Origin of the sequence: Aeromonas sp. 600724, assembly GCF_049175135.1 — a bacterium.
In the GTDB taxonomy this organism is placed as follows: Bacteria; Pseudomonadota; Gammaproteobacteria; order Enterobacterales; family Aeromonadaceae; genus Aeromonas; species Aeromonas veronii_A.
This window is the reverse complement of the sequence record NZ_JAAKUM010000014.1, coordinates 91,663-115,364: the sequence shown is the minus strand read 5'-3', so window position 1 is coordinate 115,364 and position 23,702 is coordinate 91,663. Positions and strand designations below refer to the sequence as shown.

At 62.6% G+C, this 23,702-nt stretch carries 27 protein-coding genes; 15 read left to right on the top strand and 12 right to left on the bottom strand.

The genetic code is table 11. The features are described from left to right. From rsxD to G5168_RS14300, 5 genes are all read right to left on the bottom strand, one after another. The gene (gene rsxD, locus G5168_RS14320) at nt 1-1,053 is read right to left on the bottom strand and encodes an electron transport complex subunit RsxD (RefSeq protein ID WP_421252378.1); all 1,053 of its coding nucleotides are present in this window, start codon (nt 1,051-1,053) and stop codon (nt 1-3) included. A gap of 11 nt (nt 1,054-1,064) precedes the next feature. Then, nucleotides 1,065-3,776, bottom strand: coding sequence for an electron transport complex subunit RsxC (gene rsxC, locus G5168_RS14315; RefSeq protein ID WP_421252377.1), 2,712 nt, complete (start codon nt 3,774-3,776; stop codon nt 1,065-1,067). A 14-nt stretch (nt 3,777-3,790) separates the two neighbouring features. Beyond that, nucleotides 3,791-4,369 (bottom strand): electron transport complex subunit RsxB, encoded by a 579-nt coding sequence (rsxB, locus tag G5168_RS14310; RefSeq protein ID WP_005350799.1) that lies wholly within the window; start codon nt 4,367-4,369, stop codon nt 3,791-3,793. Between the two features lie 2 nt (nt 4,370-4,371). Further along, a complete protein-coding gene (gene rsxA, locus G5168_RS14305) occupies nt 4,372-4,953 on the bottom strand; it encodes an electron transport complex subunit RsxA (RefSeq protein ID WP_005337600.1) in 582 nt (193 codons plus the stop codon). Nucleotides 4,954-5,151: 198 nt separating this feature from the next. After that, complete coding sequence (locus G5168_RS14300; protein WP_323912241.1) at nt 5,152-5,796, bottom strand: HNH endonuclease signature motif containing protein; 645 nt, start codon at nt 5,794-5,796, stop codon at nt 5,152-5,154. Between the two features lie 269 nt (nt 5,797-6,065). On the opposite strand from G5168_RS14300, the gene G5168_RS14295 reads away from it, so the two are divergent. Both G5168_RS14295 and G5168_RS14290 read left to right on the top strand, forming a co-directional pair. Further along, nucleotides 6,066-6,533: a hypothetical protein gene (locus tag G5168_RS14295; RefSeq protein ID WP_216953278.1), complete on the top strand. Its 468-nt coding sequence runs from the start codon at nt 6,066-6,068 to the stop codon at nt 6,531-6,533. 163 nt (nt 6,534-6,696) lie between these two features. After that, nucleotides 6,697-7,065: a VOC family protein gene (locus tag G5168_RS14290; protein ID WP_216953279.1), complete on the top strand. Its 369-nt coding sequence runs from the start codon at nt 6,697-6,699 to the stop codon at nt 7,063-7,065. Nucleotides 7,066-7,187: 122 nt separating this feature from the next. Here the strand turns inward: G5168_RS14290 and G5168_RS14285 are convergent, their stop codons facing one another. Next, nucleotides 7,188-8,768: an alpha/beta hydrolase gene (locus tag G5168_RS14285; RefSeq protein ID WP_421252376.1), complete on the bottom strand. Its 1,581-nt coding sequence runs from the start codon at nt 8,766-8,768 to the stop codon at nt 7,188-7,190. Between the two features lie 345 nt (nt 8,769-9,113). Here G5168_RS14285 and G5168_RS14280 point away from each other — a divergent pair, with 345 nt between their 5' ends. Together G5168_RS14280 and rluF are read left to right on the top strand one after the other, a co-directional pair. Continuing rightward, nucleotides 9,114-9,236 (top strand): hypothetical protein, encoded by a 123-nt coding sequence (locus tag G5168_RS14280; RefSeq protein WP_265347000.1) that lies wholly within the window; start codon nt 9,114-9,116, stop codon nt 9,234-9,236. After that, the gene (gene rluF / locus G5168_RS14275) at nt 9,226-10,242 is read left to right on the top strand and encodes a 23S rRNA pseudouridine(2604) synthase RluF (protein ID WP_421252375.1); all 1,017 of its coding nucleotides are present in this window, start codon (nt 9,226-9,228) and stop codon (nt 10,240-10,242) included. The genes G5168_RS14280 and rluF overlap by 11 nt, the downstream gene beginning before the upstream one ends. Before the next feature lie 67 nt (nt 10,243-10,309). Here rluF and G5168_RS14270 read toward each other — a convergent pair whose 3' ends face one another. Further along, nucleotides 10,310-11,584 carry an MFS transporter gene (locus tag G5168_RS14270; RefSeq protein ID WP_421252374.1) on the bottom strand — a complete coding sequence of 425 codons (1,275 nt, stop codon included), beginning with the start codon at nt 11,582-11,584 and terminating at the stop codon, nt 10,310-10,312. Next, nucleotides 11,577-12,098 (bottom strand): nucleoside deaminase, encoded by a 522-nt coding sequence (locus G5168_RS14265; protein WP_421252373.1) that lies wholly within the window; start codon nt 12,096-12,098, stop codon nt 11,577-11,579. Before G5168_RS14265 ends, G5168_RS14270 begins: the two co-directional genes overlap by 8 nt. A gap of 109 nt (nt 12,099-12,207) precedes the next feature. Between G5168_RS14265 and G5168_RS14260 the strand changes: the two genes are divergently transcribed. Beyond that, nucleotides 12,208-13,050, top strand: a complete 843-nt coding sequence (locus G5168_RS14260; RefSeq protein WP_421252372.1) for a LysR family transcriptional regulator — start codon at nt 12,208-12,210, stop codon at nt 13,048-13,050. A 76-nt stretch (nt 13,051-13,126) separates the two neighbouring features. On the opposite strand, the gene rsmS is transcribed toward G5168_RS14260, so the two are convergent. The 3 genes from rsmS to G5168_RS14245 form a co-directional block, all read right to left on the bottom strand. Further along, the gene (rsmS, locus tag G5168_RS14255; RefSeq protein WP_005337582.1) at nt 13,127-13,282 is read right to left on the bottom strand and encodes a pleiotropic regulatory protein RsmS; all 156 of its coding nucleotides are present in this window, start codon (nt 13,280-13,282) and stop codon (nt 13,127-13,129) included. 94 nt (nt 13,283-13,376) lie between these two features. Continuing rightward, nucleotides 13,377-13,847: an acyl-CoA thioesterase gene (locus G5168_RS14250; protein WP_421208725.1), complete on the bottom strand. Its 471-nt coding sequence runs from the start codon at nt 13,845-13,847 to the stop codon at nt 13,377-13,379. Nucleotides 13,848-13,867: 20 nt separating this feature from the next. Continuing rightward, on the bottom strand, nt 13,868-14,170 hold the full coding sequence (locus G5168_RS14245) for a hypothetical protein (RefSeq protein ID WP_337072758.1): 303 nt from the start codon (nt 14,168-14,170) through the stop codon (nt 13,868-13,870). 141 nt (nt 14,171-14,311) lie between these two features. Here G5168_RS14245 and G5168_RS14240 point away from each other — a divergent pair, with 141 nt between their 5' ends. Together G5168_RS14240 and G5168_RS14235 are read left to right on the top strand one after the other, a co-directional pair. Next, nucleotides 14,312-14,950 (top strand): tellurite resistance TerB family protein, encoded by a 639-nt coding sequence (locus G5168_RS14240; protein WP_257697413.1) that lies wholly within the window; start codon nt 14,312-14,314, stop codon nt 14,948-14,950. Nucleotides 14,951-15,104: 154 nt separating this feature from the next. Continuing rightward, entirely contained in the window at nt 15,105-15,563 is a 459-nt protein-coding gene (locus tag G5168_RS14235) for a GNAT family N-acetyltransferase (protein WP_421252371.1), read from the top strand. Between the two features lie 93 nt (nt 15,564-15,656). Here G5168_RS14235 and G5168_RS14230 read toward each other — a convergent pair whose 3' ends face one another. Then, nucleotides 15,657-17,072, bottom strand: coding sequence for a PLP-dependent aminotransferase family protein (locus G5168_RS14230; protein ID WP_421231238.1), 1,416 nt, complete (start codon nt 17,070-17,072; stop codon nt 15,657-15,659). A 122-nt stretch (nt 17,073-17,194) separates the two neighbouring features. Between G5168_RS14230 and G5168_RS14225 the strand changes: the two genes are divergently transcribed. The 8 genes from G5168_RS14225 to G5168_RS14190 all read left to right on the top strand — a co-directional run bounded on the left by G5168_RS14225 (nt 17,195) and on the right by G5168_RS14190 (nt 23,679). Next, nucleotides 17,195-18,766, top strand: a complete 1,572-nt coding sequence (locus G5168_RS14225; RefSeq protein ID WP_421252370.1) for a cytochrome ubiquinol oxidase subunit I — start codon at nt 17,195-17,197, stop codon at nt 18,764-18,766. Continuing rightward, entirely contained in the window at nt 18,766-19,905 is a 1,140-nt protein-coding gene (gene cydB, locus G5168_RS14220; protein ID WP_421252369.1) for a cytochrome d ubiquinol oxidase subunit II, read from the top strand. Before G5168_RS14225 ends, cydB begins: the two co-directional genes overlap by 1 nt. Nucleotides 19,906-19,921: 16 nt before the next feature. Continuing rightward, nucleotides 19,922-20,032: a cytochrome bd-I oxidase subunit CydX gene (gene cydX, locus G5168_RS14215; protein WP_005337572.1), complete on the top strand. Its 111-nt coding sequence runs from the start codon at nt 19,922-19,924 to the stop codon at nt 20,030-20,032. A gap of 128 nt (nt 20,033-20,160) precedes the next feature. Next, nucleotides 20,161-21,120, top strand: coding sequence for an MBL fold metallo-hydrolase (locus tag G5168_RS14210; protein WP_421252368.1), 960 nt, complete (start codon nt 20,161-20,163; stop codon nt 21,118-21,120). Further along, nucleotides 21,113-21,442, top strand: coding sequence for a hypothetical protein (locus G5168_RS14205; RefSeq protein WP_005337569.1), 330 nt, complete (start codon nt 21,113-21,115; stop codon nt 21,440-21,442). The genes G5168_RS14210 and G5168_RS14205 overlap by 8 nt, the downstream gene beginning before the upstream one ends. Further along, nucleotides 21,430-22,287: a DUF692 domain-containing protein gene (locus G5168_RS14200; RefSeq protein WP_421252367.1), complete on the top strand. Its 858-nt coding sequence runs from the start codon at nt 21,430-21,432 to the stop codon at nt 22,285-22,287. Before G5168_RS14205 ends, G5168_RS14200 begins: the two co-directional genes overlap by 13 nt. Then, a complete protein-coding gene (locus G5168_RS14195) occupies nt 22,280-23,074 on the top strand; it encodes a putative DNA-binding domain-containing protein (protein ID WP_421208729.1) in 795 nt (264 codons plus the stop codon). The genes G5168_RS14200 and G5168_RS14195 overlap by 8 nt, the downstream gene beginning before the upstream one ends. Further along, on the top strand, nt 23,071-23,679 hold the full coding sequence (locus G5168_RS14190; RefSeq protein WP_005337566.1) for a DoxX family protein: 609 nt from the start codon (nt 23,071-23,073) through the stop codon (nt 23,677-23,679). The genes G5168_RS14195 and G5168_RS14190 overlap by 4 nt, the downstream gene beginning before the upstream one ends. Nucleotides 23,680-23,702: the final 23 nt, after the last annotated feature.

Here is a 23,702-nt window from a genome sequence, read left to right as displayed (position 1 = left end):
TCATTGGCGACGAGCTCCATACACTTTCGGGCGAGTCAGGCTGTCGATAAACGGCACACAAAGGTTGGCCAGCAGCACGGCGAAGGCGAACGCATCCGGATAGCCGCCAAAGCGGCGAATGATGTAGACCAGCACCCCGATCAGCACGCCATAGACCAGTCGGCCGCGTGGGGTGGTGCAGGCGCTGACCGGATCGGTGGCGATAAAGAAGGCCCCCAGCATGGTGGCGCCGCTAAAGAGATGGAACATCGGCGTGGCGGTGGCATCCGGGCTCATCAGGTAGCCGAGGGTCGCCGCCGCCAGCAGGGAGCCCAGAATGGCGGTCGGAATGCGCCAGTTGATCACCTTCTGTTGCAGCAGGAAGAGGCCGCCCAGCAGATAGCCGAGGTTGACCCAGCTCCAGCCGATGCCGCCCCAACCCTCAAACAGCGGGCCGCTCAGGATCTCGCCGGTGGTGAGCCCTTGGGTCAGGCCGGTTTTCAGGGTATCGAGCGGGGTCGCCATGGTCAGACCATCCACCCCCTGCTTGAGCTGGGCCATGCTGTAGCCGTCGAGGCTAAAGCCGGTGAAGATGACCGAGGCCGCATCGCCAAAGCCGAGGCTGTAGGCGCGCACGCTCTCCGGCGGCAGCCAGCTGGTCATCTGCACCGGGAAGGAGACCAGCAGCAGCACATAGGCGACCATGGCCGGGTTGAACAGGTTCTGACCCAGCCCGCCGTAGAGCTGCTTGGCGATGATGATGGCGAAGGCAGTGCCCACTACCATCATCCACCACTGCAGCAGCGGCGGCAGGGAGAGGCCGATCAGCACGGCGGTGAGAGCGGCGCTGCCATCCATCAGGGCCGGTTTGACGGGGCGGCCCCGCAGCTTGAGCACCAATGCCTCACTCACCAGCGCGGTTACCAGCGCAATCAGGATCTGGATAAAGGAGCCCCAGCCGAAGAACCAGGTCTGGGCCAGCAAGCCCGGCACACAGGCCAGGATCACCAGCAGCATCAGGGTTCGGGTCTGTTTGCGGTTATGGGCAAACGGCGCAGTCGCGATATTGAACATGAGTCTGTCGATTACCTTGTGGTTGTTCGGTCGGCTGACGGGGCATCTTCAGCGACGGTTTCGGCAGCTCTGGCTGCCTCGGCCGCCAGCTTTTTCGCCTTGGCGCGGGCCACGGCGGCTGCAATGGCCGCTTTTTTCGGATCAACCGGGGCATCAGCCGCAGGGGCGCTCGCTTCAGGCGCGGCAGTGACGGCAAGTGGTTGCTCACTGCTGGCTGCATCGCTTTGCATCGGCTCAGCCGGTGCGCGCTCACCCTCAGTTCCGGCTCTATCTACCTGAGTAGCGGCACTTTCTACCTCAGCACTGGTATTTGCGCTCTGCTGGGCCAGCTTTTTGGCCTTGGCCCGGGCGATGGCTGCGGCGATAGCGGCCTTCTTGGGATCGACCGCTTCGCTTGCTGCTGTATCGCTGTGGCTGGTGGTTACTTCGCTCTTGGCTAGCGCCACGTCGCGGGTCTGTGCGCTGGCAGTAGGCTCACTCTGCGCACCTGCAGCACCGGCACTGTCGCCCTGCTGGGCCAGCTTTTTGGCCTTGGCGCGGGCAATGGCAGCGGCGATAGCCGCCTTCTTGGGATCGACCGCTTCGCTGACAGCAGATGGCGCATCGCTTTGGGTTGCAGCGGATTCGCTGGAGCCTGCGGTTGCAGTCAGATCGCCCTCAGCGCTGTCACCCTGCTGGGCCGCCTTTTTGGCCTTGGCACGAGCGATGGCGGCAGCAATTGCAGCTTTTTTGGGATCGACAGGGGCGTCATTTTGCGTGTTGACCTCGGCTGCCGTGCCGTTGGCTGCGCTTACCGGCTCGCCACTGGCTTCGGCCTTTTTGGCTTTGGCACGAGCGATGGCAGCGGCAATCGCTGCTTTTTTCGGATCTACCTCTGCCTTTTGCTGATCAGCATCTACCGCAGGGGCAGCAACGGCTTCGGCAGTCACAGGCTCGGTGCTCTCGCCTGCCTGAGCTGCCTTCTTGGCTTTGGCGCGGGCCAGTGCGGCGGCGATGGCTGCTTTCTTGGGATCGCTGGCAGGGTCAGCCGCCTCGGCGGATTGCGGCGCAGCGGCTGTTTCGCTGTTTGCGCTCTCGGCCAGCTTGGCGGCGCGGCGCGCCTCCGCTTCCCGTTTGCGGGCTTCGCGGGCGGCAATCACTGCGCTGTTGTCAGGCAAGCCCTCGGCGGTGGCGGCAATGGCTGTGATGGGCGCATCCTGCTTGGCCTTGATGCGGGCGAGAGCCGCTGCCACCGGATCTTCCCCGCCTGCGGCCGTCATGGTCTGACGGCGCTGGGCGGCGGCTTCGGCATGGCGCGCTTCGCGGGCCGCTTTTTCCCGCTCGAAGCGGGCCTGCTTGGCCTCGAAACGTTGCTTGGCGCGCTCGGCTTTTTCGGCCTCGGCGCGGGCTTCGCGAATGTCGTCTTTGGCGATCTTGTAGTACTGCACCAGCGGGATCTCGCTCGGGCAGACCCAGGCGCAGGCGCCGCACTCGATGCAGTCCATCAGGTTGAGCTTTTCGGCCTTGTCATACTCCTTGGCCCGGCTGTACCAGTAGAGCTCTTGCGGTAGCAGAGTGGCCGGGCAGGCATCGGCACAGGCGCTGCAACGGATGCAGGGCTGCTCCGGGCCGGGGGCGGGCAGTTCGGCCTGCGTCGGCGCCAGCAGGCAGTTGGTGGCCTTGACCACAGGCACCATAGCGTGGGGCAGGGTAAAGCCCATCATGGGGCCACCCATGATCACCCGCTGCTCCGCTTCCGGTTGCAGCTCGAAACGCTGCAACAGCCAGCGAACCGGCGTACCCAGGCGCACCCAGGCGTTGCCGGGCTTCTTGAAGCTGTCGCCGGTGAGGGTGACGATCCGCTCGATCAGCGGCTCGCCGTCGATGATGGCGCGCTTGATGGCAAACACGGTGGCAACGTTGAGCACCATGATGCCGATATCGACCGCGCGGCCTCCCTTGGGCACCTGACGACCGGTGAGCAGCTCGATGGTCTGTTTGGCACCGCCAGAGGGGTACTTGGTCGGCACCGTCTTGACCAGCACATCTTCGTCGGTGGCGTGACGGGTCAGCTGCTCGATTGCCTCGGGCTTGTTGTCTTCCACCCCGATCAGGGTCAGCTTGGGCTTGAGCAGGTGCTTGAGCACCCGGATGCCATCCATGATCTCGTCGGCGTACTGCTGCATCAACCGATCATCGGTGGTGATATAGGGTTCGCACTCCAGCCCGTTGACGATCAGGATCTCGGTGAGCTGGCCGCGGCCGTCGAGCTTGCTGTGGGTCGGGAACACGGCGCCGCCAAGGCCCGCTACCCCCGCCTGCTGGATGCGCTCGAGCAGCTCGCCCCGCTCCAGATTCCAGTAATCGGCTTTGCCGTTACGCTCGCCCCACTCATCCTCCCCATCCGGGGTGAGAATGACACAGAGATCGCCGAGCCCGGAGGGGTGGGCAACCGTGTGGTTGCCAATCTCGGTGATGGTGCCGGAGGTGGAGGCATGGACAGGGACGACCCGCCCCTTGGCATAACGGGTCAGCGGCTGCCCTTTTTTGACCTTGTCGCCCACCTGCACCAGCAGATCGCCGGCGGGGCCTGCGTGCTGGCGCAGCGGAATGATGAGGCGCGGCGGCAGACCGGCGTCCACCACCGGGCTCTGGCTTGATTGCAGCTTGTTGTCGGCGGGGTGAATGCCACCGTGAAAGTCCCAGAGCGTGCCGGCTTTGATACGTTCGAGTAAGGAATGCATGGTTGCTCCGCTGTTTATTCCACTATCTTGACCGGAATCTTGCCCGGAACATGCACGTTATTGAGATCCCACTTCCAGTTATCGACCGTGGTGGGCACCGGGATCATCTCGATGCAGTCGGTCGGGCAGGGATCAACACAGAGATCGCAACCGGTGCACTCGTTGGCAATCACGGTATGCATCGCCTTGGTGGCGCCGACAATGGCATCCACCGGGCAGGCCTGAATGCACTTGGTGCAGCCGATGCACTGATCTTCGTGGATAAAGGCGACCTTCTTGACCGGCACGGCGGCCTCGTCACTGCCCCCCAGCGGCTGGGGCTCGACCCCCATCAGATCGGCAATCTTGCGCATGGTGGCCTCGCCACCGGGTACGCACTTGTTGATCTGATCGCCGTTGGCGAGCGCCTCGGCGTAGGGTTTGCAGCCGGGATAGCCGCACTGGCCACACTGGGTCTGGGGCAGCAGGGCATCGAGCTGATCGACGATGGGGTCTGCTTCCACATGAAACTTGACGGCGGCAAAGCCCAGGATAATCCCGAACGCCAGCGCCAGCAGGGTGAGCACCAGAATGGCAAAGAGAATATGGATCATGGTTATATCTTGATAAGGCCGGTAAAGCCCATAAAGGCCAGCGACATCAGACCGGCGGTGATCATGGCAATCGACACCCCGCGAAATGGGGCGGGCACATCGGCGGCGACCAGACGCTCGCGCATGGCGGCGAACAGGATCAACACCAGCGAGAAGCCGGTGGCGGCGCCAAAGCCGTAGATCACGCTCTGGATAAAGTCGTGTCGCTCATTGATGCTGAGCAGCGCCACCCCGAGCACCGCGCAGTTGGTGGTGATGAGGGGCAGGAAGATCCCCAGCAGGCGGTAGAGGGTCGGGCTGCTCTTGCGCACCACCATCTCGGTAAACTGCACCACCACGGCGATCACCAGAATAAAGGCGAGGGTGCGCAGATAGGCGATATCCAGCGGCAGCAGGATATAGTGCTCCACCAGATAGGAGCTGGCACTGGCGAGGGTCATCACGAAGGTGGTCGCCAGCCCCATGCCGATGGCGGTTTCCAGCTTGCCGGAGACCCCCATAAAGGGGCAGAGGCCGAGGAATTTCACCAGCACGAAGTTGTTAACCAGCACGGTGCCGATCAATAAAAGCAGGTACTCAGTCATCAATTACCGTCACTGAAAGTCGGGTTATCGGGGGGTTGAAGGCGGGCGGTATTATCTGACGTTAGGGCCAGTTAAACAACCGCAAGGCCGCATGGTTATTATGCAACTGGATAATTTAGCCGGGGTTTTGGGCAAGAATCCGGTGGGTTTTGCGCCAGTAAGCAACACTGCGTGAACAATCTACCTCTGAGTGGGTGATTATTCGCGAACGAGACGTTTAATCCGTTGATAAAGAACCTCGACAATCTCCGTTTTATTACAGCCGTAGTGCATCTCTCGGTGGCAATTAGGGCAAAGGGCTACCGTGTTGCTAACCGTATCTGAGCCACCCTCTGCTAACCCTTTCAGGTGATGTACTTCCAAGAAGGGTTCCCCTGCGACGGTTATAAAGGGAGCAGGTTCGTTACATGATTCACATTGTTGGGCTGCATTTTGCAGTACCCACTCCCTGACTTGCAGGTCTCGTTCATGACTGTTGGTGATGACATAACGTGATTGGGGCGTTTCGACCCCTTGTGGAAGCGGCTGTTCCAGCGCGTTTTTGTAAGAGCGAAGGTTAAGTTCCTGTTGGCGGATCAGGCGTTCGATATGCGTAAAAGCGGTTGCCCCCACATTTTTGGCGGGTTTTAACCCGGGGAGCCAATCTAGTCCCATTTCGGCACAGACATATGAGATGTTCTGCATCCGATATTCGAAGGATTTCTCCGTACGCCCGAATTGGCTCGCCAATTCCCGGTAATAGTGCTTTTTCACGAAGGGTTCACCAAGAGATGCTTTGGTTTGCATATCCAAATATGCAATAACCGCAGCCCTTAGCTCTTCTTCTGTCCAGTTATCGCTCAAAACCAGATCCTAATTAGAGGAGATAATGCTGTTGGGATTGGCCGGTATCATAGTGATAGACGGCGTCATCCGAGTGTGCTTTTATCGCCAGGCATATTAATCCAAACGACACCGCATTTCAGCTGTCATTTTGCGATAGCGTGCGCCCAGTCCATAAATTTATCTAAATAAATCAGTAAGCTATTTTTCATTTTCATGTTTCAGGCTCGCGATTGGATAGGCTACGCAACTATGTGCGTTGCACGTAATACACCCACAGGGAGGTGGTGATGGATCCGGTTTCCTATCTTTTTTCGGCTTATCTCAATCTGGTACAGCAGCAGGTTGCGGATATCTATGGCACTGAGGCCAAGACGCTGGTGGTGCAGTATGAAGGGGAGTCGGTTCCGTTCTCTTTTCAGCTGTGGCAGATCCAGCAGCCGAGCGTTTGTCGTCCCTACCAGCAGGATGTGCGGCGTTTTAGCCAGTGCACGGTCAAGGCGTCCGCCCTTTTTCACAAGCTGTGTGATGACTTGACCCGGCAGGATGACAGCAGCTGGCAACTGCCCAAATTTCGCACCATGTATTGCTCGGCAGCCGTCAGTTATCGGCCCCTTATCGCCGAAATAGGGGATGCCAAACAGAGTCCGGCCAAGCTGGCAGAGCGGGCTTGCAATCAGGCGATTCTGGCGGCGATGGATAGCGAAGATGAGACCCTGCAGGCCCAGCGGAATAAAGCGTGTGCAGCGGTGCAGTAACGCGAATTTATTTGACCAGATCATTTGCGTTTTCTTTGCGCGCCACGGCACACATGGGCTCTCTCTTGCCGGGTAAGATGGGGTTGCCCGCCGTGGCGGTAACAGTCGGATGCTTGCGGGCATATGTCGGTCACATCAGCCAGATCACCACCAGGAGGTAACCATGATCAGCCATATCGACCATCTGGTATTGACGGTCAGTGATATCGAACGGGCCGTGGCGTTTTACAGTTCGGTGCTCAATATGGAGGCCATCACCTTCGGTACGGGGCGCCGGGCGGTAGGGTTTGGCAACCAGAAGATCAATCTGCAGCTGCTTGGGCAGGAGCCGCGCAATCGGGCGCAGGTGGGGTCGGGGGATGTCTGCCTTATCACCCGCTGGCCGCTGGAGCAGGTGATGGCCCAGCTTGCCTGCCACGGGGTGGAGATTGTCGAGGGGCCGGTGACCAAAAGCGGTGCTTGTGGGCCGATAGAATCCATCTACTTCCTCGACCCGGATCAGAATCTGATAGAAGTGAGCATCTATCCCTGAGCCCACCAAGCCATCAGTCCCATCGCCATCATCAATAGAAAGGGGCCGTTAATTGACAGCCCCTTTCTCGTATCGCTATCGACCCAGCGCCAGTGGCTCTTTGCCGATTCTCCAGAAGCGCCCTAGAAAGGCGCACCGCTCTCGTCGCTCTCCTGTAAAAACTGCTCCAGCTCGGCCTGATAGGCCGCATCAGGTTGACCACTGCTGGCAGGGGTGACGGCGGCAGGACGAGCGACGGGAGGGGCGGTGAGGGTCTCCATCACCCGCTGCTGCAGATAGGGGGAGAAGGGGTTGGAGGAGGTGCGGGTGAGGGCGCCGGGGTTGACGATCAGCACTCCGCGCTCGCCACGCAGGGCCAGACCACCGAGGTTGATGCCGTATTGCTCCCGCTGCTCCGGGCGCGCCGCCATGCCATAGAGGGGGTCGTCCATCGGGAAGGGGAGCGCCACATGGGAGAGGGAGTAGATCTCTTTGGGATAATCGATACCCAGCGGGCGGAGCTGCTCAGGCTGATCTGCGCTGGCCAGCGTTCTGGCCTGCGTCGCGGGAGAGGCGGGCTCGACATTGCCCACCACGGTGAGGCGATAGTGCCCGGGGGCGTTTGGCAGCAAGCGGTGCAGCGCCAGCTCGGAGGCCGAGCTCATCAGCGGGCCAAACAGGGTACTGCGGTTGATATCAAACAGCACCAGTTCGCTGCCGTTGGCCGGCAGGTAGTGGTAGAGATCGGCAATGATGGAGCGAGTGCTGACGGTGTAGTCCATCACCGACTGGAAGGTGAGGGCGGGGGGAAACGCCGCCAGCTCGCCACTGGCGGCCAGCTGGCGCACCTGTTGCTGGATGGCGTGGGTCAGGCGATAGGACTGGCGCGCCCCGTTGACCGGAAACGAGTTGTACTTGAACGGGTTGAACTCCGGCATGGTGTCGAGCCAGGCGGCGTTGGCAAAGGCGGGCAGCAGAGCGGGCACGGCCTTGAGCCCGGCGAAGCGGGCAAAGCGGGTCACCCCGATCATCGGGGAGATCAGCACCAGCCGATCCGGTTTTGCCAGCGTGCCGCTCGGGTCGGCCAGCGCATCGAGCGCATATTTCACCGCTAGCGCGCCGCCGTTGGAAAAGCCCACCAGATGCAGCGGCCGCTTGCCCGGTGCCAGCAATCTGGCCTCCCGCACCGCCAGTCGGGTGGCGGCCAGCCAGGTTTCCCAATCCACATCTACGAGGCCAGCGGGCACTGTGCCGTGGCCGGGGATCCGCAGCCCCAGCGCGATAAAGCCCTGCTCCTGATAACGTCTGGCCAGATGGCGCAGGCTGTAGGGGGAGTCGGTCAGGCCGTGCAGCAGCACCGCCACCCCTTTGACTTCCCCCTCGGGGCGCAGCAGGTAGGAGCGGTTCCAGTTCTGCTGAAAGCGGGCGGGATTGATGGGGGCGTCCTGATAGTAGCGATTGCTGGCCAGTTGCTGCTCGGGCGGTGTCTTGGCGACCACCTCGGTGGCCACCAGCTCGAACAGCTCTGCTTCGCGGGCCAGATAGGTTTGCCAGTTGCTGCTGTCGAGCTCATCGGCACTGAGTTCGGGGGGCACCACTGTGTGCCACAGCTGCAGCGGCGCTGCCTGCCAGGCGAAGTAGGCGATCACCGCCCAAGCGGTCAGCAACAGCAGCAACAGGGTCAGCAGAGCACGGCGAACAAGGCGGCGAGTGTGAGCCAGCATGGTGCAATCCTTGGCGATAGAGGTAGAGCCGCCTTTGGGCGGGCGAGTTCGGCGCAGCACATTGGGCGCGGCCAACCGGCTTAAAGCCTAATGGAAACAAGGTGATATGTATAGTTGATGGCGTTCGGCCGCGCTGGCTGTGGGCGCCTGACCCCGCCGCTTACATCAGGCTGGCCGTTCAAAGGCTGCATCGCGGGCCATCTGGCGGCGTGAACTTATCCGCAGATGCCAGCTTGGGTGCTGCGAACTTGCAACTATCTGCCCCTGAAAGGGGGCAATTATGCTACTGTAGCGGCGTTTTTTGATGGATAAGCTGGCATTGGCCTTTTTTGAAGATGGAATGGTATGCAGAACTTTGACGTAGTGAATTGGCTGATGCAGCAAACAGCCTCCCCGGTGCAGCCGGAACAGGCGATGGCACAACCGGGCGCGACCCAGAACCTGTGGCAGGTGCACCATGCTGGCTAACGAATCCATGCGCCTGAACAAATACATCAGCGAGAGCGGTATCTGCTCGCGTCGCGAGGCCGACCGCTTTATCGAGCAGGGCCACGTCTTTATCAACGGCAAGCGGGCCGGGATTGGCGATCAGGTGCAGGTTGGCGATCTGGTCAAGGTCAATGGTCAGGTGATCGAGCCGCGCGAGGCGGACAGTCTGGTGCTGATCGCCCTCAACAAGCCGGTGGGCATCGTTAGTACCACAGAGGCGGGCGAGAAGGACAACATCGTCGATTTCGTCAACCACAGCACCCGGGTCTTCCCCATCGGGCGTCTCGACAAGGATTCGCAGGGGCTGATTTTTCTCACCAACCACGGCGATCTGGTCAACAAGATCCTGCGGGCGGGCAACGATCACGAGAAAGAGTATCTGGTGACCGTCGACAAGCCGGTGACCGACGAGTTTGTGCGCGGCATGGCGGCCGGGGTGCCGATCCTCGGTACTGTGACCAAGAAGTGCAAGGTGAAGAAAGAGGCGCCGTTCGTCTTTCGTATCACCCTGGTGCAGGGGCTTAACCGCCAGATCCGCCGCATGTGCGAGCACTTCGGTTTTGAAGTGACCAAGCTGGAGCGTATCCGCATCATGAATGTCAGCCTCAAGGGTCTGCCGGTGGGCGAGTGGCGCGATCTCACCGACGATGAGCTGATCGATCTGTTCAAGCTGATTGAGGACTCCTCCTCCGAGGTGAAACCGGCCAAAGGCGACAAGCCGAAGGCGGCCAAGGCTCCTGCGGCGCCAAGCGCCAAGCCGGCCCAAGGCAAGAAGCCGCGCCGCGATGATGATCACGAGATTGGCGGGCGTCCGAATGTGCCGGGCCCGGAAGCTTTCGAGAAGAAGCTGCCGGTGGGCAAGGGTGGCGCGGGCAAAGGTGCTGCCAACAAGGGCGGCGCTGGCAAAGGGGCTCCCAAGGGAGGCAAACCGGCCGCAGGCAAGCCGCGCACCGCTAATACCGGACGGCAGAAGAAGGGGCGCTGAGTTGCGCCCCTGAGTGGCGTCAGCCTACCTTGTCATCCCCAATACGGTTATCCCCAACACACCGGCCTCAGGCCGGTGTGTTGCTTTGGGCCGCAGCGCTGGCCGGGAGGGGCGCCGAAAGGGTTGGCTCGCTGGCGGTCGGTAACCCCATGACGCGAGGGTAGTAGCGCGGGTCGAGGCGCAGCACCAGCAGGCTCATCAGCAGCAATCCCCCCAGCTGCCACTGCCAGGCGGCGGCGAAGTCACCGAACAGGTGATAGAGGCGGGCTGCGACCCAGGGGCCGGTGGCAGCCAGCATAAAGCCGAAGCCCTGCATCAGGGCGCTCAGAGTGCCCGCGCGGCGCGGGTCGGGCAGGTGATCGAGCGCAATCACCATGATCAGCGAAAAGCTGCCGCCAAGACCGGCGCCGCACAGCATGCACCAGAGAATGGGGGCACTGGCTGGCGCCAGCCAGAGGCCGCCAAATCCCGCCAGCTGCATGGCGATGGCAAGGCCCATCCACGGCCGCCGATCCAGACTGCGCGCCGCCAGCAGCGGCAAGCCGAGGCCGCTGGCGGTCTGCGCCAGTGCCAGCCAGGCGACCAGCTCGCCCGCCTGCCCGGCGCTCCACCCCTGCGCCATATAGGCGGGGGCCAGCCAGGCCACTACGATGCCGTAGCCGCTGTTGATGATGCCAAAGCAGACGATCAGCAACCAACTGCGGGGCAGGGTGATCAGCCGCTGCTCGCCGTGGGGAATAGCGACCGCTGCGGTGCTTGGCAGACGCACTTTCCACCCCAGCCAAACGAGGGCCAGCAGCAGCGGCAGGCTCCAGAGTGCCAGTGCATGCGACCAGTCGAGGCTGACTGCCAGCCGTGGCGTCAGGCTGGCGCCGAGCGCGCCGCCCCCCATCATGCAGGCAGAGAAGATCCCCATCACTTGCGGCACCTTGCGGGCAAAGTGCTGCTTGATAAGGGCAGGCAGCACTCCCTGCACCAGCGCCGAACCCAGGCCGCAGAGCGCGGCGGTGGCGATTAGCAGGGTTCCGCTCTGGGCATCAAAACGCAGGGCACTACCCGCCGCGAGCAGCAGCAGGGCCAGCCCCAGCAGGGTGGTGGCACTGGCAAGGCTGCGCAGGCGCGGGGTGAGCAGCACGCCGACCCCGATGAGCCACAGTGGCAGCAGGGTGAGCCAGGCCAGGGTATCCATCCCGAGCGACAGGGCGCGGCCAATCTCGCCGCTCAGCGGGCCGATGGCGGTAAGAAAGGGGCGCAGATTCAGGCCAGTCAGGATCACCAGCACCAGCAGGGCAAACTGCTGGCGGCGCGCCTCTGCCGGGCGTTCGCTTGTCCCCTTACTCATGATCAGGCGCTGCTTGTTGCGGCTGGCGGCCGTAGAGATCTGCCGCCGTCATGGTCACGGCCAGCTTGACCAGTGGCAGAGGTGGCGGTGCCAGCGGCAGCCCCAGCTTTTGATAGGCGGCAGTGCTGTCAAAGCCGAACGGCGCCGCATCGGCGTTATCAAAGGCGTAATAGACGGCGGCGATGCCGTTCATCACCAGCGCACCGAGGCACATGGGGCAGGGGTGGCCACTGGCGTAAACAGTGGCACCCGCGAGCGGCCCGCTCTGGCTTGCCTTGCGCAGCGCCTCCAGCTCAGCGTGACGGGTCTGATCCCCATCCAGATGGATGCCGTTGACGGCGCTCGCCACCAGATGCTCATCGCGCACCAGCAGGGCGGCGAAGGGGCGGCCCCCCTGCCGGTGATTTGTTCTGGCCAGTTGCACCGCCTGCTCCAGCCAGCGCTGATGAGTCGGGAGGGGGGTTGATGAGGGGATCGGACGGGCGTTGGCAGAGGCAACAAGGGGCGCAGACATGATGAAAAACCCTGATTTGACAGAACAAATGCCAGCCTAGCGGCGAAACAAACCATTTGGAAATTAAATGATAAAATGAGTTTCAGTGGTTTTATAAATGGAGAAACCCATGCTGGATCCCCTGTTACTGCGCAGTTTTGTCGCCATTATCGACACCGGCAGCTTCACCCGGGCCGGTGAACGGGTCCACCTGACCCAATCCACCATCAGCCAGCAGATGCGCAGGCTCGAACAGCAGATCGGCTGTCCGCTGCTGGACCGCTCCGGTCGGCAGGTGGTGGCGACGGCCGAGGGGGAGCAGCTGCTGGGGCTGGCCCGCCGCATTCTGGCGCTGCTGGCGCAGGCCGAGGAGCAGGTGAGCGAGGGGAGCATATCGCTCAGCCTCGGGGTGCCGGAGGATTTCGCCGCCGGTGCCATCACCCCGGTGCTGGCCGCCTTTGCCCGCGACTACCCCGAGGTGCGGCTGGAGGTGGAGAGCGGTCTGAGCCACCACATCTGGCAGCGCTTCGCGGCGGGGGAGCTGGATCTGGCGCTGGTCAAGCAGGTTCGCGGACAGGGCTCGCCGCTCGCCAGCTGGCGTGAGCCGCTGGTGTGGGTCGATAGCCGCGACTGGCCGGCCAAGGGGCGTGATCCGCTGCCGCTGGTCGCCTTCCCGAGCGAAGGGCTCTATCGCCAGCAGATGACAGAGGCGCTCGATGGTCTGGGGCTGCGCTGGCGTATCGCCTATGTCAGCGCCAGTCTCGCCAGTTTGCAGGGGGCGGTGAGTGCAGGCATTGGCGTGAGCTTGCTGCCCAAACGGCTGATGCCCGCCGATCAGCTGGCTCTGACCCAGTGGCCCAAGGTGGCATCGGTGGAGCTGGCGCTCCATGCGGCAAAGGAGGGGGGCGAGCCGCTCAGCCGCTTGAGTTCGGCCCTGATCGCCCTCTGTGATGAAGTGATGGGGCCGCAGTGAGTGGCTATATGGGGAAAAACTTCTGTGGGGAACAATTGAAGTCGGAAAGATAAGGCGGAAAAAGTGCGGGGAGGGATCAGTGATCCTTCCCCTCCGCCAGCTTGCGCTCGTAGTCATTTTTTACGATGGCCAGCGCCGCCAGCACCAGCTCGGGAGCCAGCTCATTGGTTTCCAGCAGTTCAATCAGATCCACCGCGAGTTTCACCTCGGGCGGGGCAGTTTCCAGTGACATGGGCAGGGTTCCGGTTGCGGGAAGAGGGGGGATTATACAGGGGCGCCGCCGTTGGCCGAAAGCGCCCGCACTGTCGGGCTGTGAGGCACCAGGGTCAGAGGTGCTGGCGCATCTCCTTGTCGATCTCCTCGCGCAGGGCGATCAGCTTTTTGGCGTACTGCTGCAACTGCAGATCGCTCTCGCTCATCGGCTGCCACTGGGGCACCGGGGTCGGTTTGCCCCGCTCGTCCATCGCCACAAAGATGATGATGCAGTGGGTGGTTTTGTGGCGCTCGGTGTCGGTGGGGTGGCGGCTGTAGACATCCACCGCCAGATGCATGCTGGTGGTGCCGGTGTGGATCACCTGAGCGTGCACCTCTACCAGCTGGCCAATCTGGATGGGGCGCAAAAAGCGGATCCCCCCCACATAGACGGTCACCGCATAGCCGCCGCACCAGCCGGCGGCGCAGGCATAGCCCGCCTGATCGATCCACTTCATCACCATGCCGCCGTGGACCTTGCCGCCGAAATTGACGTCGGAGGGTTCGGCCAGAAATTGCAGGGTCAGTTCGCGGGGGGGGATCATGCTCTCTCCTTGGTTCGGGGTCATTGGCGGTAGCTCTTGCGGTAGGCGTCAGCCTGTTGGCAGGGGGGCAGGTTGTTGAGGTCGGGCCGCTTGTTGCCCTCGCGCTGGCCGAAGTTGGCGAACTCCTGCTGACACTTGTCGGCCTTGCCGCCCTCCTTGATGCAGGCGTCGATCCGCTGTTGCTTGCCCTGCTCGACCAGTTGCTGCTGAGCTTGCTGGCAGGCGGCATCCAGCTTGGCCTGCTGGGCTGAGCGATCCAGCTCGCTGGCGGCACTGGCAGTGCCGCACAACAGCAGAACCACGAAAGGGGTGATGATGCGCATCCTGATGCTCCTTGTTGACCTGTTTCAGGTATACCGCGAATGGCGGCAGGATGCACAGGGGACGGCGCAATAATGGGGCCCATTCACTCTTGGTTCATGACGCCAGCGCCAGCATGGGGCGAACAATAGCGAGGTGTCACGATGAAACAGATGCTGGAACAGTTGCTGGGGGCTGGCAAAGGCTGGCTCAACGAAGGCGGAGACAAGCGCAAGGGGCAGATGCAGGGAGCGTTGGCCGGCGGTGCGCTCGGTCTGCTGCTGGGGAACAAGAAGATGCGCAAATATGGCGGCAAGGCCGCTGCCGTGGGCGGCGCTGCGGCCCTTGGCGGGCTGGCCTACAAGCTCTATCAGGATTGGCAGGCCCAGCAGGCGGCGCCCGCCCAGCCGACCCATCCCGTCAGCACTCTGGAAGGCAATGCGCTGGATGCCCGCGCGGCGCTTTTGGTGCGCGCCATGGTGGCAGCAGCCCGGGCCGATGGCCATATCGACGGCGCCGAGCGCCAGAAAATTCAGGAGTACCTGACCGAACAGGGCCAGAGCGATGTCGCCCGCTGGATTGACGCCGAGCTGGCCCGCCCCCTCGATCCCCACGCGCTGGCACGGGAAGTGACCGACATGGAGCTGGCCACCGAGGTCTATCTCGCCTCCCTGCTCGCCATCGAGGTGGATCACTTTATGGAGCGAGGCTATCTCGACGAGCTGGCACGCGCCCTCAAACTCGATGACAACCTCAAAGGCAGCATCGAGCGGCAGGTGGCCCAGCTTAACGCCCCCGCCTGATACTCCTCACCGCCATGGATTGCCGATAACGCCCCGCTCAAGGGGCGTTGTTGTTTCTGAGGCTCGTCAAAAGATGCGGATGAGCCTATTTGGATTGCGGGGCACAGCCCCTAAGATGGCGCAGGACCATCACCTTTTTTGCAAGGAGCAACCGTTGGAGATACGCAAGGCAAGCGAACTGGATATCGACGCCATTGTCGAGCTGAACCGGCAGATAGGAGAGATCCACCATCAGCACTATCCCGAAGTGTTCTGCCCCCCTTCACCAGAGGAACGGGGGTTCTTATTGAGCGCCATCGGCGCGGAAGGGCGTCTGTTCTGCGTTGCCGAGCAGGATGGCTGGGTGGTGGGCTTTTTGACGGCGCGGATAGACATCAATGAGAGCGTGCCTTTTCTCACCCGTGCGCCGATTTGCCGTATCGGCTCCGTGGTGGTGGATGAGCAGCACCGCTCCCGCGGGATTGGCAAGGCGCTGATCGCCCATTGCGATGAGTGGGCCAAGGCCCGTGATGCTCAGCAAATCCGGCTGGAGGTGATGGCCTTCAACGAGCGTGCCCAAGCGCTCTACGAGGCGCTGGGCTTCAAGGTGCAGTCGCAGATCATGGCCAGATAACCAGTTTCTGATGGCGAGCCAAGGCGCGTCACTCCCCAACTACACAAGCCCGTTACGGGCCTTTGTTCGTTTCGTCAGCGGCTCTTTACCTCGTTACTTTTCACCGAGCTGCGCGGCAATCAGCTCCGCCAGTCGGGTGAGGGCCTGCTCCAGCTGTTCGCTCCAGGGATGGGAGCTGTTGAGGCGCAGGCAGTGGTTGTGTTGTCCCTGACTGGAGAAGAGCGCGCCGGGGGCCACTGAAAAACCGCTGCCCAGAGCCTTGGCGTGCAGGGCTCGGCTGTCGAAATGGGCAGGCAGCGCCAGCCAGAGGAAGTAGCCGCCATCGGGGGAGGAGATCCGCACCTCGTCCGGAAGCAAGCGCTGCAGGGCCGCCCGCATCTGCTGCTGGCGCTGGGCCAGGGTGTGGCGCAGGCGGCGAAAGTGGGCATCGACCCCGCCCTGGCGCAGCATCTCGGCCAGAGCAAGCTGGCTCGGTACATTGGTGGAGAGGGTGGACATCAGTTGCAGCCGTTGCACCCGCTCGGCATGGGGCCCCGCCACCACCCAGCCGACCCGAAAGCCCGGCGCCAGACACTTGGAAAAGGAGCTGCAGAGCAGGCTGTCGCCACGCTGATCCCAGTGGCGGATCGGCTTGGGGCGCTCGCGGCCGAAGTAGACCTCGGCATAGACGTCATCCTCCACCAACGGCACCCCATGGCTGTTGAGCAGTGCCATCAGCCCCTGTTTGTGTGCATCGGGCATGGTGTGGCCGAGCGGGTGCTGCACATTGCCCATCAGCCAGCACGCCTTGACCGGCATTTGGCTGAGGGCATCTTCCAATAGCGCCAGATCGATACCCACTCCCGGAATAACCGGGATCTCCACCGCCTTGAGTTTCAGCCGCTCGATGGCCTGCAGGGCGCCATAGAAGGTGGGGGACTCCACCACCACCCAGTCACCGGGCTCGGTCAGCACCTGCAGGCTGAGGGAGAGCGCCTCCATGGCGCCGGTGGTGATGATGATCTCCTGCGGATTGACCGCCACTCCGTCGCTGGCGTAGCGCTGGGCGATGGCGCGGCGCAGCGCTTCGTTGCCGGGGGGCAGGTCGGCCACCGTGCTGAAGGGGTCGAGCTTGCGCATGCAACTGGCCAGCGCCCGCCCGAGCTGGGGATGGGGGAATAGGGTCGGGTCTGCTACCGACATGCCAAGGGGCACCAGATCCCGCGATTTGCTCGCCTGCAACACCTCGAACACCAGATCGTTGATATCCACCGAGCCGCTGTAGTGGGTCTGGCTCGGCGTGTGCTGCACGACCTGTGGTGAGGCGGCTTTGACGTAGTAGCCGGACTGGGGGCGGGCGAGGATCCGCCCTTGACTCTCCAGCAGTTGATAGGCCTGCAGCACCGTCATGGGGCTGAGCCCGTGGGTCTTGCAGCTCTGGCGAATGGAGGGGATGCGCTCCCCCGGTTGCCAGATACCATCGTCGATCTGGCTTTGCAGGCGGTCGGCCAACTGCTGGTAAAGAGACATGATCTGGATCAACTGTTATAGGTGTAATTCAATATAACTGCATCTGTTATAGGTGTCATGCTCCGTGATGTACTTGTCACGCACGAAACGTGCAAGGCAAATACAACAAAAGAGAGTGACGCATGATCAATCCGGATGACGTGGTCAGCCTGTCTCGCCTGCAATTTGGCGCCACGGCCCTGTTCCACTTCCTGTTTGTGCCCCTCACGCTGGGGCTGTCCTGGATCCTGGTGATCGCCGAGTCGGCTTATGTGATGACCGGCAAGGTGATCTATCAGGACATCACCCGCTTCTGGGGCAAACTGTTTGGCATCAACTTCGTCATGGGGGTCACCACGGGGATCACCATGGAGTTTCAGTTCGGCACCAACTGGGCTTACTACTCCCACTATGTGGGGGACATCTTCGGTACCCCGCTGGCCATCGAGGGGCTGATGGCCTTCTTTCTCGAATCGACCCTGGTGGGGCTCTTCTTCTTCGGTTGGGACAAGCTCTCCCGCGGCAAGCACCTGCTGGTGACCATGCTGGTGGCGCTCGGCTCCAATCTCTCGGCGCTCTGGATCCTGATCGGCAACGGCTGGATGCAAAACCCGGTGGGGGCCGAGTTCAACCTGCTGACCCAGCGCATGGAGCTGGTGGATATCGCCGCCGTGCTGTTCAACCCGGTGGCGCAGGTGAAGTTCGTTCACACCGTCGCGGCGGGCTATGTGGCGGCCTCCATGTTTGTGATGGGGGTGAGCAGCTGGTATCTGCTGCGCAAGACCGAGGTGCAGTTTGCCCTGCGCTCTTTTGCCATCGCCTCCGGCTTCGGACTGGCGGCCATCCTCTCGGTCATCGTGCTCGGGGATGAGTCGGGCTATCGCACCGGCGAGGTGCAGAAGGTGAAGCTCGCCGCCATCGAGGCGGAGTGGGAGACCGAGCCGGCACCAGCTTCCTTTACCCTGTTCGGCTTCCCGGATCAGCAGGCGCAGACCACCCACGCCGCCATCAAGATCCCGTATCTGATGGGGATCATCGCCACCCGCTCCATCGACGAGGCGGTGACCGGCCTCAAGGATATCAAGGTGCAGAACGAGGAGCGCATTCGCAGCGGCATGGTGGCGGCCGAGGCTCTCGAGCAGATCCGGCAGGGTGATGACAGCCCAGCCAACCGTGCCCGCTTCGAGCAGCACGGCAAGGATCTTGGCTACGGCATGCTGCTGACCCCCTATGCCAGCAATATCGCCAAGGCCGGTGAGGCGGAGATCGCCAAAGCGGTCGATGACTCCATCCCGCCGGTGGCACCGCTCTTCTGGGGCTTTCGGGTGATGGTGGGGCTTGGTGTCACCATGCTGGGGCTGATGGTGATGAGCTTTGTTCAGCTCTGCCGCAACCGGCTGCAAGACTCGCCACGGCTGCTCAAGACCCTGCTCTGGAGCATTCCGCTGCCCTGGATTGCCATCGAGGCGGGCTGGCTGGTGGCCGAGCTTGGCCGTCAACCCTGGACCATCAGCGACGTGCTGCCGGTCTCGGCCTCGGTCTCTTTGCTTCAGCCGGGCCAACTCTGGTTCAGCCTCATCGCCATCTGTTCCATCTACACCCTGTTGCTGGTGGTGGAGCTGTTCCTGTTGCGCCATGTGATCCGCAAGGGGCCCGCCATTCTCCATACCGGCCGCTACAGCGGTGAACAACCCGAACTTGCGAGGATCGCCTGATGGATTACGCAACCCTGAAACTCATCTGGTGGGCGCTGGTGCTCTTCATGATGGTCGGTTTTATCGTGATGGATGGCTTCGATCTCGGCATCGCCATGCTGCTGCCGGTGGTGTCGAAAGATGACGACGACCGCCGTCTGGTGATCAACAGCGTGGGGCCGGTGTGGGAGGGCAATCAGGTGTGGCTGATTGCCGGTGCCGGTGCCCTGTTCGCCGCCTGGCCGCTGGTCTATGCCGCCGCCTTCTCGGGGCTCTACATCCCCATGGTGGTGCTGCTGCTCGGGCTCTTTCTGCGTCCGGTCGGTTTTGACTATCGCAGCAAGCTGGCCGATCCGGTGTGGCGCCGCTGGTGGGATCGGGCGCTGGTGGCGGGTGGTCTGATACCGGCGCTCATCCTCGGTGTGGCTATCGGTCTGGTGATGGAGGGGCTGCCGTTTCGCTTCGACACGGCGCTGCGCCTGCACTACGGCGCCTTCGACTTCCAGTGGGGCTGGCTGCTCTCGGTGCTGGCCACTGCCATCAGCCTGTTGCTGCTGCACGGCGCCGGTTTTCTGCAAGCCAAGGTGACTGGCACCCCTGCGCTGCGTGCACGGGGGATCGCCATCCTGCTGGCCCCGCTGGTGAGCCTCTGCTACCTGCTGGCCGGTTGGCATCTGGTGGATCTGCAAGGGTTTCAGCTGACCGGTGTGGGCACACAACCCTTTGACCCGAATGCCGCCATCAGCCCGCTGATGAAGGGGGTGATCCCCCACGCCGGAGGCTGGCTGCGCAACTACTTTGGCTATCCGCTGCTGTGGCTGGTGCCGATCATCGGGACGCTGGCGCCGCTGGTGAGCGGGATTGCCTCCTGGCTGGAGCGGGGCCGGATTGCGCTGCTAGCCAGCGCCATCGCCTGCGCCGCCATGCTCTGCTCGGTGGCCATCGCCCTGTTCCCCTTCGTGCTGCCCTCATCCCTCGATGCGGTCAGCAGCCTGACCCTGTGGGACAGCACCTCCAGCTACAAAACCCTGGCCATCATGTTCGGCCTCGTGCTGGTGCTGATGCCGATCAACCTGGGCTACACCGGCTGGGTCTATCGGGTGGTGCGCGGCAAGCTCGACCGTGCCCGCATCAAGCGCGACAGCCATCAACTCTACTGACCTCAAGGGATCTGCTATGTGGTACTTCACTTGGATTTTGGGCCTCGGATTCGCCCTGCTGCTGGGCCTGTGCAACCTGCTCTGGCTGGAAGCGCGCTGGCAGGCGGACGAACGGGACGGTAACTGACGGCGGGGCTCGCGCCCCGCCACGGCCGGTGGTTGGCGTTCACACGTCGCCATCGGCCCCTCTCTCCCCCTCTTTAAACGACACAAACGACACACTTTCAACCGACAACCAACCGACAGGTAATTGTGATGAAACAGAGATTGAAAGCGGTGGCGCTGGCCATCGGCTGCGCGCTCACCATCGCCCCGGCCTGTGCCGAACCGGTACAACTGACGCCACTGGATAAAACCTTCACCCTGCAGGTGCTCGGCAGTGGTGGCCCCATCTCCGACGACCTGCGTGCCTCCTCCAGCGAGGTGATCTGGTGGAAGGGGAAATCCCGCATCCTGATCGATGCCGGTGGCGGCGTCTACCTGCGCTTCGGCCAAGCGGGGGCCAAGCTCGAAGAGGTCGATTTTATCGGCATCACCCACTTTCACACCGATCATGTGACCGACCTGCCCGCCCTGCTCAAGGGGGCCTACTTCTTCGAGCGCAGCGATCCGCTGGATCTGGCGGGGCCAGAGGCCGGCTCGGCCTTTCCCAGCATGAGCGGCTACTTTGATGCCCTCTTCAACAAGGACAAGGGCGCCTATGCCTACCTGAGCGGCTTCAAGGATGGCACCGATGGCCTCTTCCCCATCACCTTGCACGATGTGCCCTACCAGAGCCCGCAGCCTCACACCGTCTATCAGCAGGATGGCTTGACCATCACCGCGCTCGGCATCCCTCACGGTGACGTGCCCTGTCTGGCCTATCGCATCGAGAGCGCCGAGGGGACCATCGTTATCTCGGCGGATCAGAACGGCAGCAACCCGGCCTTTGTGCCGTTTGCCAAGGGGGCCGACATTCTGGTGATGCCGCTCGCCATCCACGAAGGTGCCGACCCTGTCTCCGCCTCGCTCCATGCCAAGCCATCTGTGGTGGCCAAGATTGCCGCCGAGGTGAACCCCAAGTTGCTGGTGCTCAACCACTGGATGGGGGTTGGCCTCAATCACAAGAAAGAGGCGATGGCCATCGTCAAGCAGCAGTTCCACGGTCAGATCGTGGCCGCCCGCGATCTCTCCAGTTACCCCGTTTCAGCAGTCAAGGAGTCCGCTCATGAGTAACTCAAGCAGCAACAAAACCACCGGCAAACTGACCCTATCCATCGCCATGACCAGCCTGATTGCCCTGACCCCGGGACTTGCGCTGGCGGCCACCCCGAGCGATGCGCCGGTCAAGGCCGCCCCCAGCGAACAGCACGGCGGCAAGTGCGCGGCGGGCAAGTGCGGCACCGAGAAGCGCTTCGAGAAGCAGGCCCTCGACAGTGATCCGCAGGGGCGGCTGGTGCGCGCTCGCGATGGCAAGTGTGGCGTGGCGGGCGAGGGGATTGATGGCAATACATCCAGCAAGGGCAGCAAGATGACGGAGGGGGTATGCGGCCAATAAGCTCCCGCAGTCGGGGGATCGGGCTGCGGCAGGAGCATCTGGATGCGCTCTGCGCCGGCCCCGTCCGCCCCGGTATCGACTTTCTCGAGCTGGCGCCGGAGAACTGGATGGCCATCGGCGGTGCCAGGCGGGCGCAGCTGCATCAGCTGGCCGAGCGTTACCCGCTGGTGGCCCACGGCCTCAGCCTCTCTCTCGGCGATTGCCAGCCCCTCAATCGCACCCTGCTCAGCCAGATCCGCACCTTTCTGGACGAGTTTGGCATCGAGATCTATAGCGAGCACCTGAGCTTTTCCCGCGACCAACAGGGGTATCTCTACGAACTGCTACCGGTGCCGCGTCAGTGGGAGAACATCCCCTATCTAGCAGAGCGGATCGCGCAGGTGCAGGAGGCGCTGGCCCGCCCGCTGGTGCTGGAAAATATCTCCTACTACCACGGCTATGACCACGAGATGCCGGAGGAGGATTTTCTCGCCGAGCTGGTGGCGCGCAGCGGCTGCGAGCTGTTGCTCGATATCAACAACGTCTTTGTAAACAGCCGCAACCACGGTTACTGCCCCAAGCGGATGATCGCCGGGCTGCCGGACAGTGCGATCCGCTATTTCCATATTGCCGGTCATCTGGAAGAGGCGGATGGCACCTTGCTGGATACCCATGGTCGTCCGGTCTGTGAGGCGGTGGTAGCGCTGGCCCGTTATACGGTGCAGACCCACGGCCTGCGCCCCCTGCTGCTGGAGCGGGATCACCATCTGCCACCGCTGGCAGAGCTGGAGGCCGAGCTGGCGCGGGTGCACGGCGCCTGTTGCGAGGCGATAGACCGTCAGGTGCGGGAGGTGCGTTATGGATAGACGGTTATCCCTGATCACTGCGCCTAAAACGGCGCCGCAGCGGATGCAGCAGCAGACCGCCTGGCTGGCGAGCCGGGTGCGGCTGCCGCAGGATGGCATCGCCAGCCACTATGCCCGCAGCGTGCGCGCCAATGTGGAGTCGGTGCTGGAGAGCGCGTTTCCGCTCACCCACGCTCACTGGGCACCGGTGGACAGGTGGCAACTAGTGGAGGGCTTTGTCATCGCGCACGGCGCCGAGGCCCCCGAGTTTCACCATATCGCCACCGAGTTTGTCCGCTATGTGCAGCATCGCCACGGCGAGGGCTCTCTCAACTGGCCCAGGCAGCGGTTGGCGCTGCTGGAGTACGAGTGGGCCTGCCTCTGTGTCGAGATTGATGAAGGGGTAGTGCCGCAAGTTATATCGGGGGTTGAGGTGACGCCGGAGAGTTCGCTTGTGCTCAACCCTACCCTGCAACTGCTTGAACTCCCCTTTGCCATTCGTCGCAGCGGCGTGGTGCCGACCCGGCAGGGCAACCACTTCTATGGCCTGTTTCGCAGCCCGGAGCATCAGGTGGTGACCCAGCGGCTGCGCGAATGGGATGTGGCGCTGATCCAGTTGCTGCAACAGCAGCCGGGGATCACTCAAGCCGCGTTCAAGCAACAGGTGCAACAGGTTCGCCGTGATTTTGATCTGACAGGGTGGGCACGCCATTTTCACCGGCTGGGTCTGTTGACCTTGTCCGTTGGCGAGCGCCAGTCCGGCACCCCCTTGCCCCCATTTAGCAAACACCAAGGAGAATTCCCATGAACAACACCCTGATCCAGTGGTACGAGCGGGCGGTGGCCCAGTGCAAGCGGCTCGATTTTCTGGCCCTGCTGGCCATTCGCCTCTATCTCATTCCGGTCATCTATGTGGGGGCCCACTCCAAGGTGATGGGCTTTGCCGGCACGGTCGCCTGGTTTGGTGCGCCAGTCTCGGAAGGGGGGCTCAACCTGCCGTTCCCGACCCTGCTCGCCTTTCTGGCGGCGGGCACCGAGGTGCTGGGCTGCATCTGCATTGCCCTTGGCCTCTTTACCCGCATCATGGCCATTCCCACCATCTTCCTGATGAGCGTGGCGAGCGCCATGGTGCACTGGAAGCACGGCTGGGATGCCATCGCCACCGGCAGCATGGAGGCCACTGTGCGCCTCAACGGCTTTATCGAGTGGCTGGCCGCCAACTTCCCCGGTCGCTACAACTACATCACCGAGCTCGGGGATCCCGTGATGCTCAACAACGGGATGGAGTTTGCCGCCACCTACTTCGTGATGCTGCTGGTGCTGCTGGTTTACGGCGGGGGCCGCTACGTCAGCCTCGACTACTGGCTCAAGCGTGCCGTGACCGGCAAAGCAGGCGTGCAACAGGCGGCATAAGGCTTGCCCACGGATAACAAAAA

Bases quoted from the DNA above. Each gene is read 5' to 3' on its own strand.
- rsxD (WP_421252378.1), bottom strand. From the start codon at position 1,053: ATGTTCAATATCGCGACTGCGCCGTTTGCCCATAACCGCAAACAGACC.
- rsxC (WP_421252377.1), bottom strand. From the start codon at position 3,776: ATGCATTCCTTACTCGAACGTATCAAAGCCGGCACGCTCTGGGACTTT.
- rsxB (WP_005350799.1), bottom strand. From the start codon at position 4,369: ATGATCCATATTCTCTTTGCCATTCTGGTGCTCACCCTGCTGGCGCTG.
- rsxA (WP_005337600.1), bottom strand. From the start codon at position 4,953: ATGACTGAGTACCTGCTTTTATTGATCGGCACCGTGCTGGTTAACAAC.
- G5168_RS14295 (WP_216953278.1), top strand. From the start codon at position 6,066: ATGGATCCGGTTTCCTATCTTTTTTCGGCTTATCTCAATCTGGTACAG.
- G5168_RS14290 (WP_216953279.1), top strand. From the start codon at position 6,697: ATGATCAGCCATATCGACCATCTGGTATTGACGGTCAGTGATATCGAA.
- G5168_RS14285 (WP_421252376.1), bottom strand. From the start codon at position 8,768: ATGCTGGCTCACACTCGCCGCCTTGTTCGCCGTGCTCTGCTGACCCTG.
- G5168_RS14280 (WP_265347000.1), top strand. From the start codon at position 9,114: ATGCAGAACTTTGACGTAGTGAATTGGCTGATGCAGCAAACAGCCTCC.
- rluF (WP_421252375.1), top strand. From the start codon at position 9,226: ATGCTGGCTAACGAATCCATGCGCCTGAACAAATACATCAGCGAGAGC.
- G5168_RS14270 (WP_421252374.1), bottom strand. From the start codon at position 11,584: ATGAGTAAGGGGACAAGCGAACGCCCGGCAGAGGCGCGCCGCCAGCAG.
- G5168_RS14265 (WP_421252373.1), bottom strand. From the start codon at position 12,098: ATGTCTGCGCCCCTTGTTGCCTCTGCCAACGCCCGTCCGATCCCCTCA.
- G5168_RS14260 (WP_421252372.1), top strand. From the start codon at position 12,208: ATGCTGGATCCCCTGTTACTGCGCAGTTTTGTCGCCATTATCGACACC.
- rsmS (WP_005337582.1), bottom strand. From the start codon at position 13,282: ATGTCACTGGAAACTGCCCCGCCCGAGGTGAAACTCGCGGTGGATCTG.
- G5168_RS14250 (WP_421208725.1), bottom strand. From the start codon at position 13,847: ATGATCCCCCCCCGCGAACTGACCCTGCAATTTCTGGCCGAACCCTCC.
- G5168_RS14245 (WP_337072758.1), bottom strand. From the start codon at position 14,170: ATGCGCATCATCACCCCTTTCGTGGTTCTGCTGTTGTGCGGCACTGCC.
- G5168_RS14240 (WP_257697413.1), top strand. From the start codon at position 14,312: ATGAAACAGATGCTGGAACAGTTGCTGGGGGCTGGCAAAGGCTGGCTC.
- G5168_RS14230 (WP_421231238.1), bottom strand. From the start codon at position 17,072: ATGTCTCTTTACCAGCAGTTGGCCGACCGCCTGCAAAGCCAGATCGAC.
- G5168_RS14225 (WP_421252370.1), top strand. From the start codon at position 17,195: ATGATCAATCCGGATGACGTGGTCAGCCTGTCTCGCCTGCAATTTGGC.
- cydB (WP_421252369.1), top strand. From the start codon at position 18,766: ATGGATTACGCAACCCTGAAACTCATCTGGTGGGCGCTGGTGCTCTTC.
- cydX (WP_005337572.1), top strand. From the start codon at position 19,922: ATGTGGTACTTCACTTGGATTTTGGGCCTCGGATTCGCCCTGCTGCTG.
- G5168_RS14210 (WP_421252368.1), top strand. From the start codon at position 20,161: ATGAAACAGAGATTGAAAGCGGTGGCGCTGGCCATCGGCTGCGCGCTC.
- G5168_RS14205 (WP_005337569.1), top strand. From the start codon at position 21,113: ATGAGTAACTCAAGCAGCAACAAAACCACCGGCAAACTGACCCTATCC.
- G5168_RS14200 (WP_421252367.1), top strand. From the start codon at position 21,430: ATGCGGCCAATAAGCTCCCGCAGTCGGGGGATCGGGCTGCGGCAGGAG.
- G5168_RS14195 (WP_421208729.1), top strand. From the start codon at position 22,280: ATGGATAGACGGTTATCCCTGATCACTGCGCCTAAAACGGCGCCGCAG.
- G5168_RS14190 (WP_005337566.1), top strand. From the start codon at position 23,071: ATGAACAACACCCTGATCCAGTGGTACGAGCGGGCGGTGGCCCAGTGC.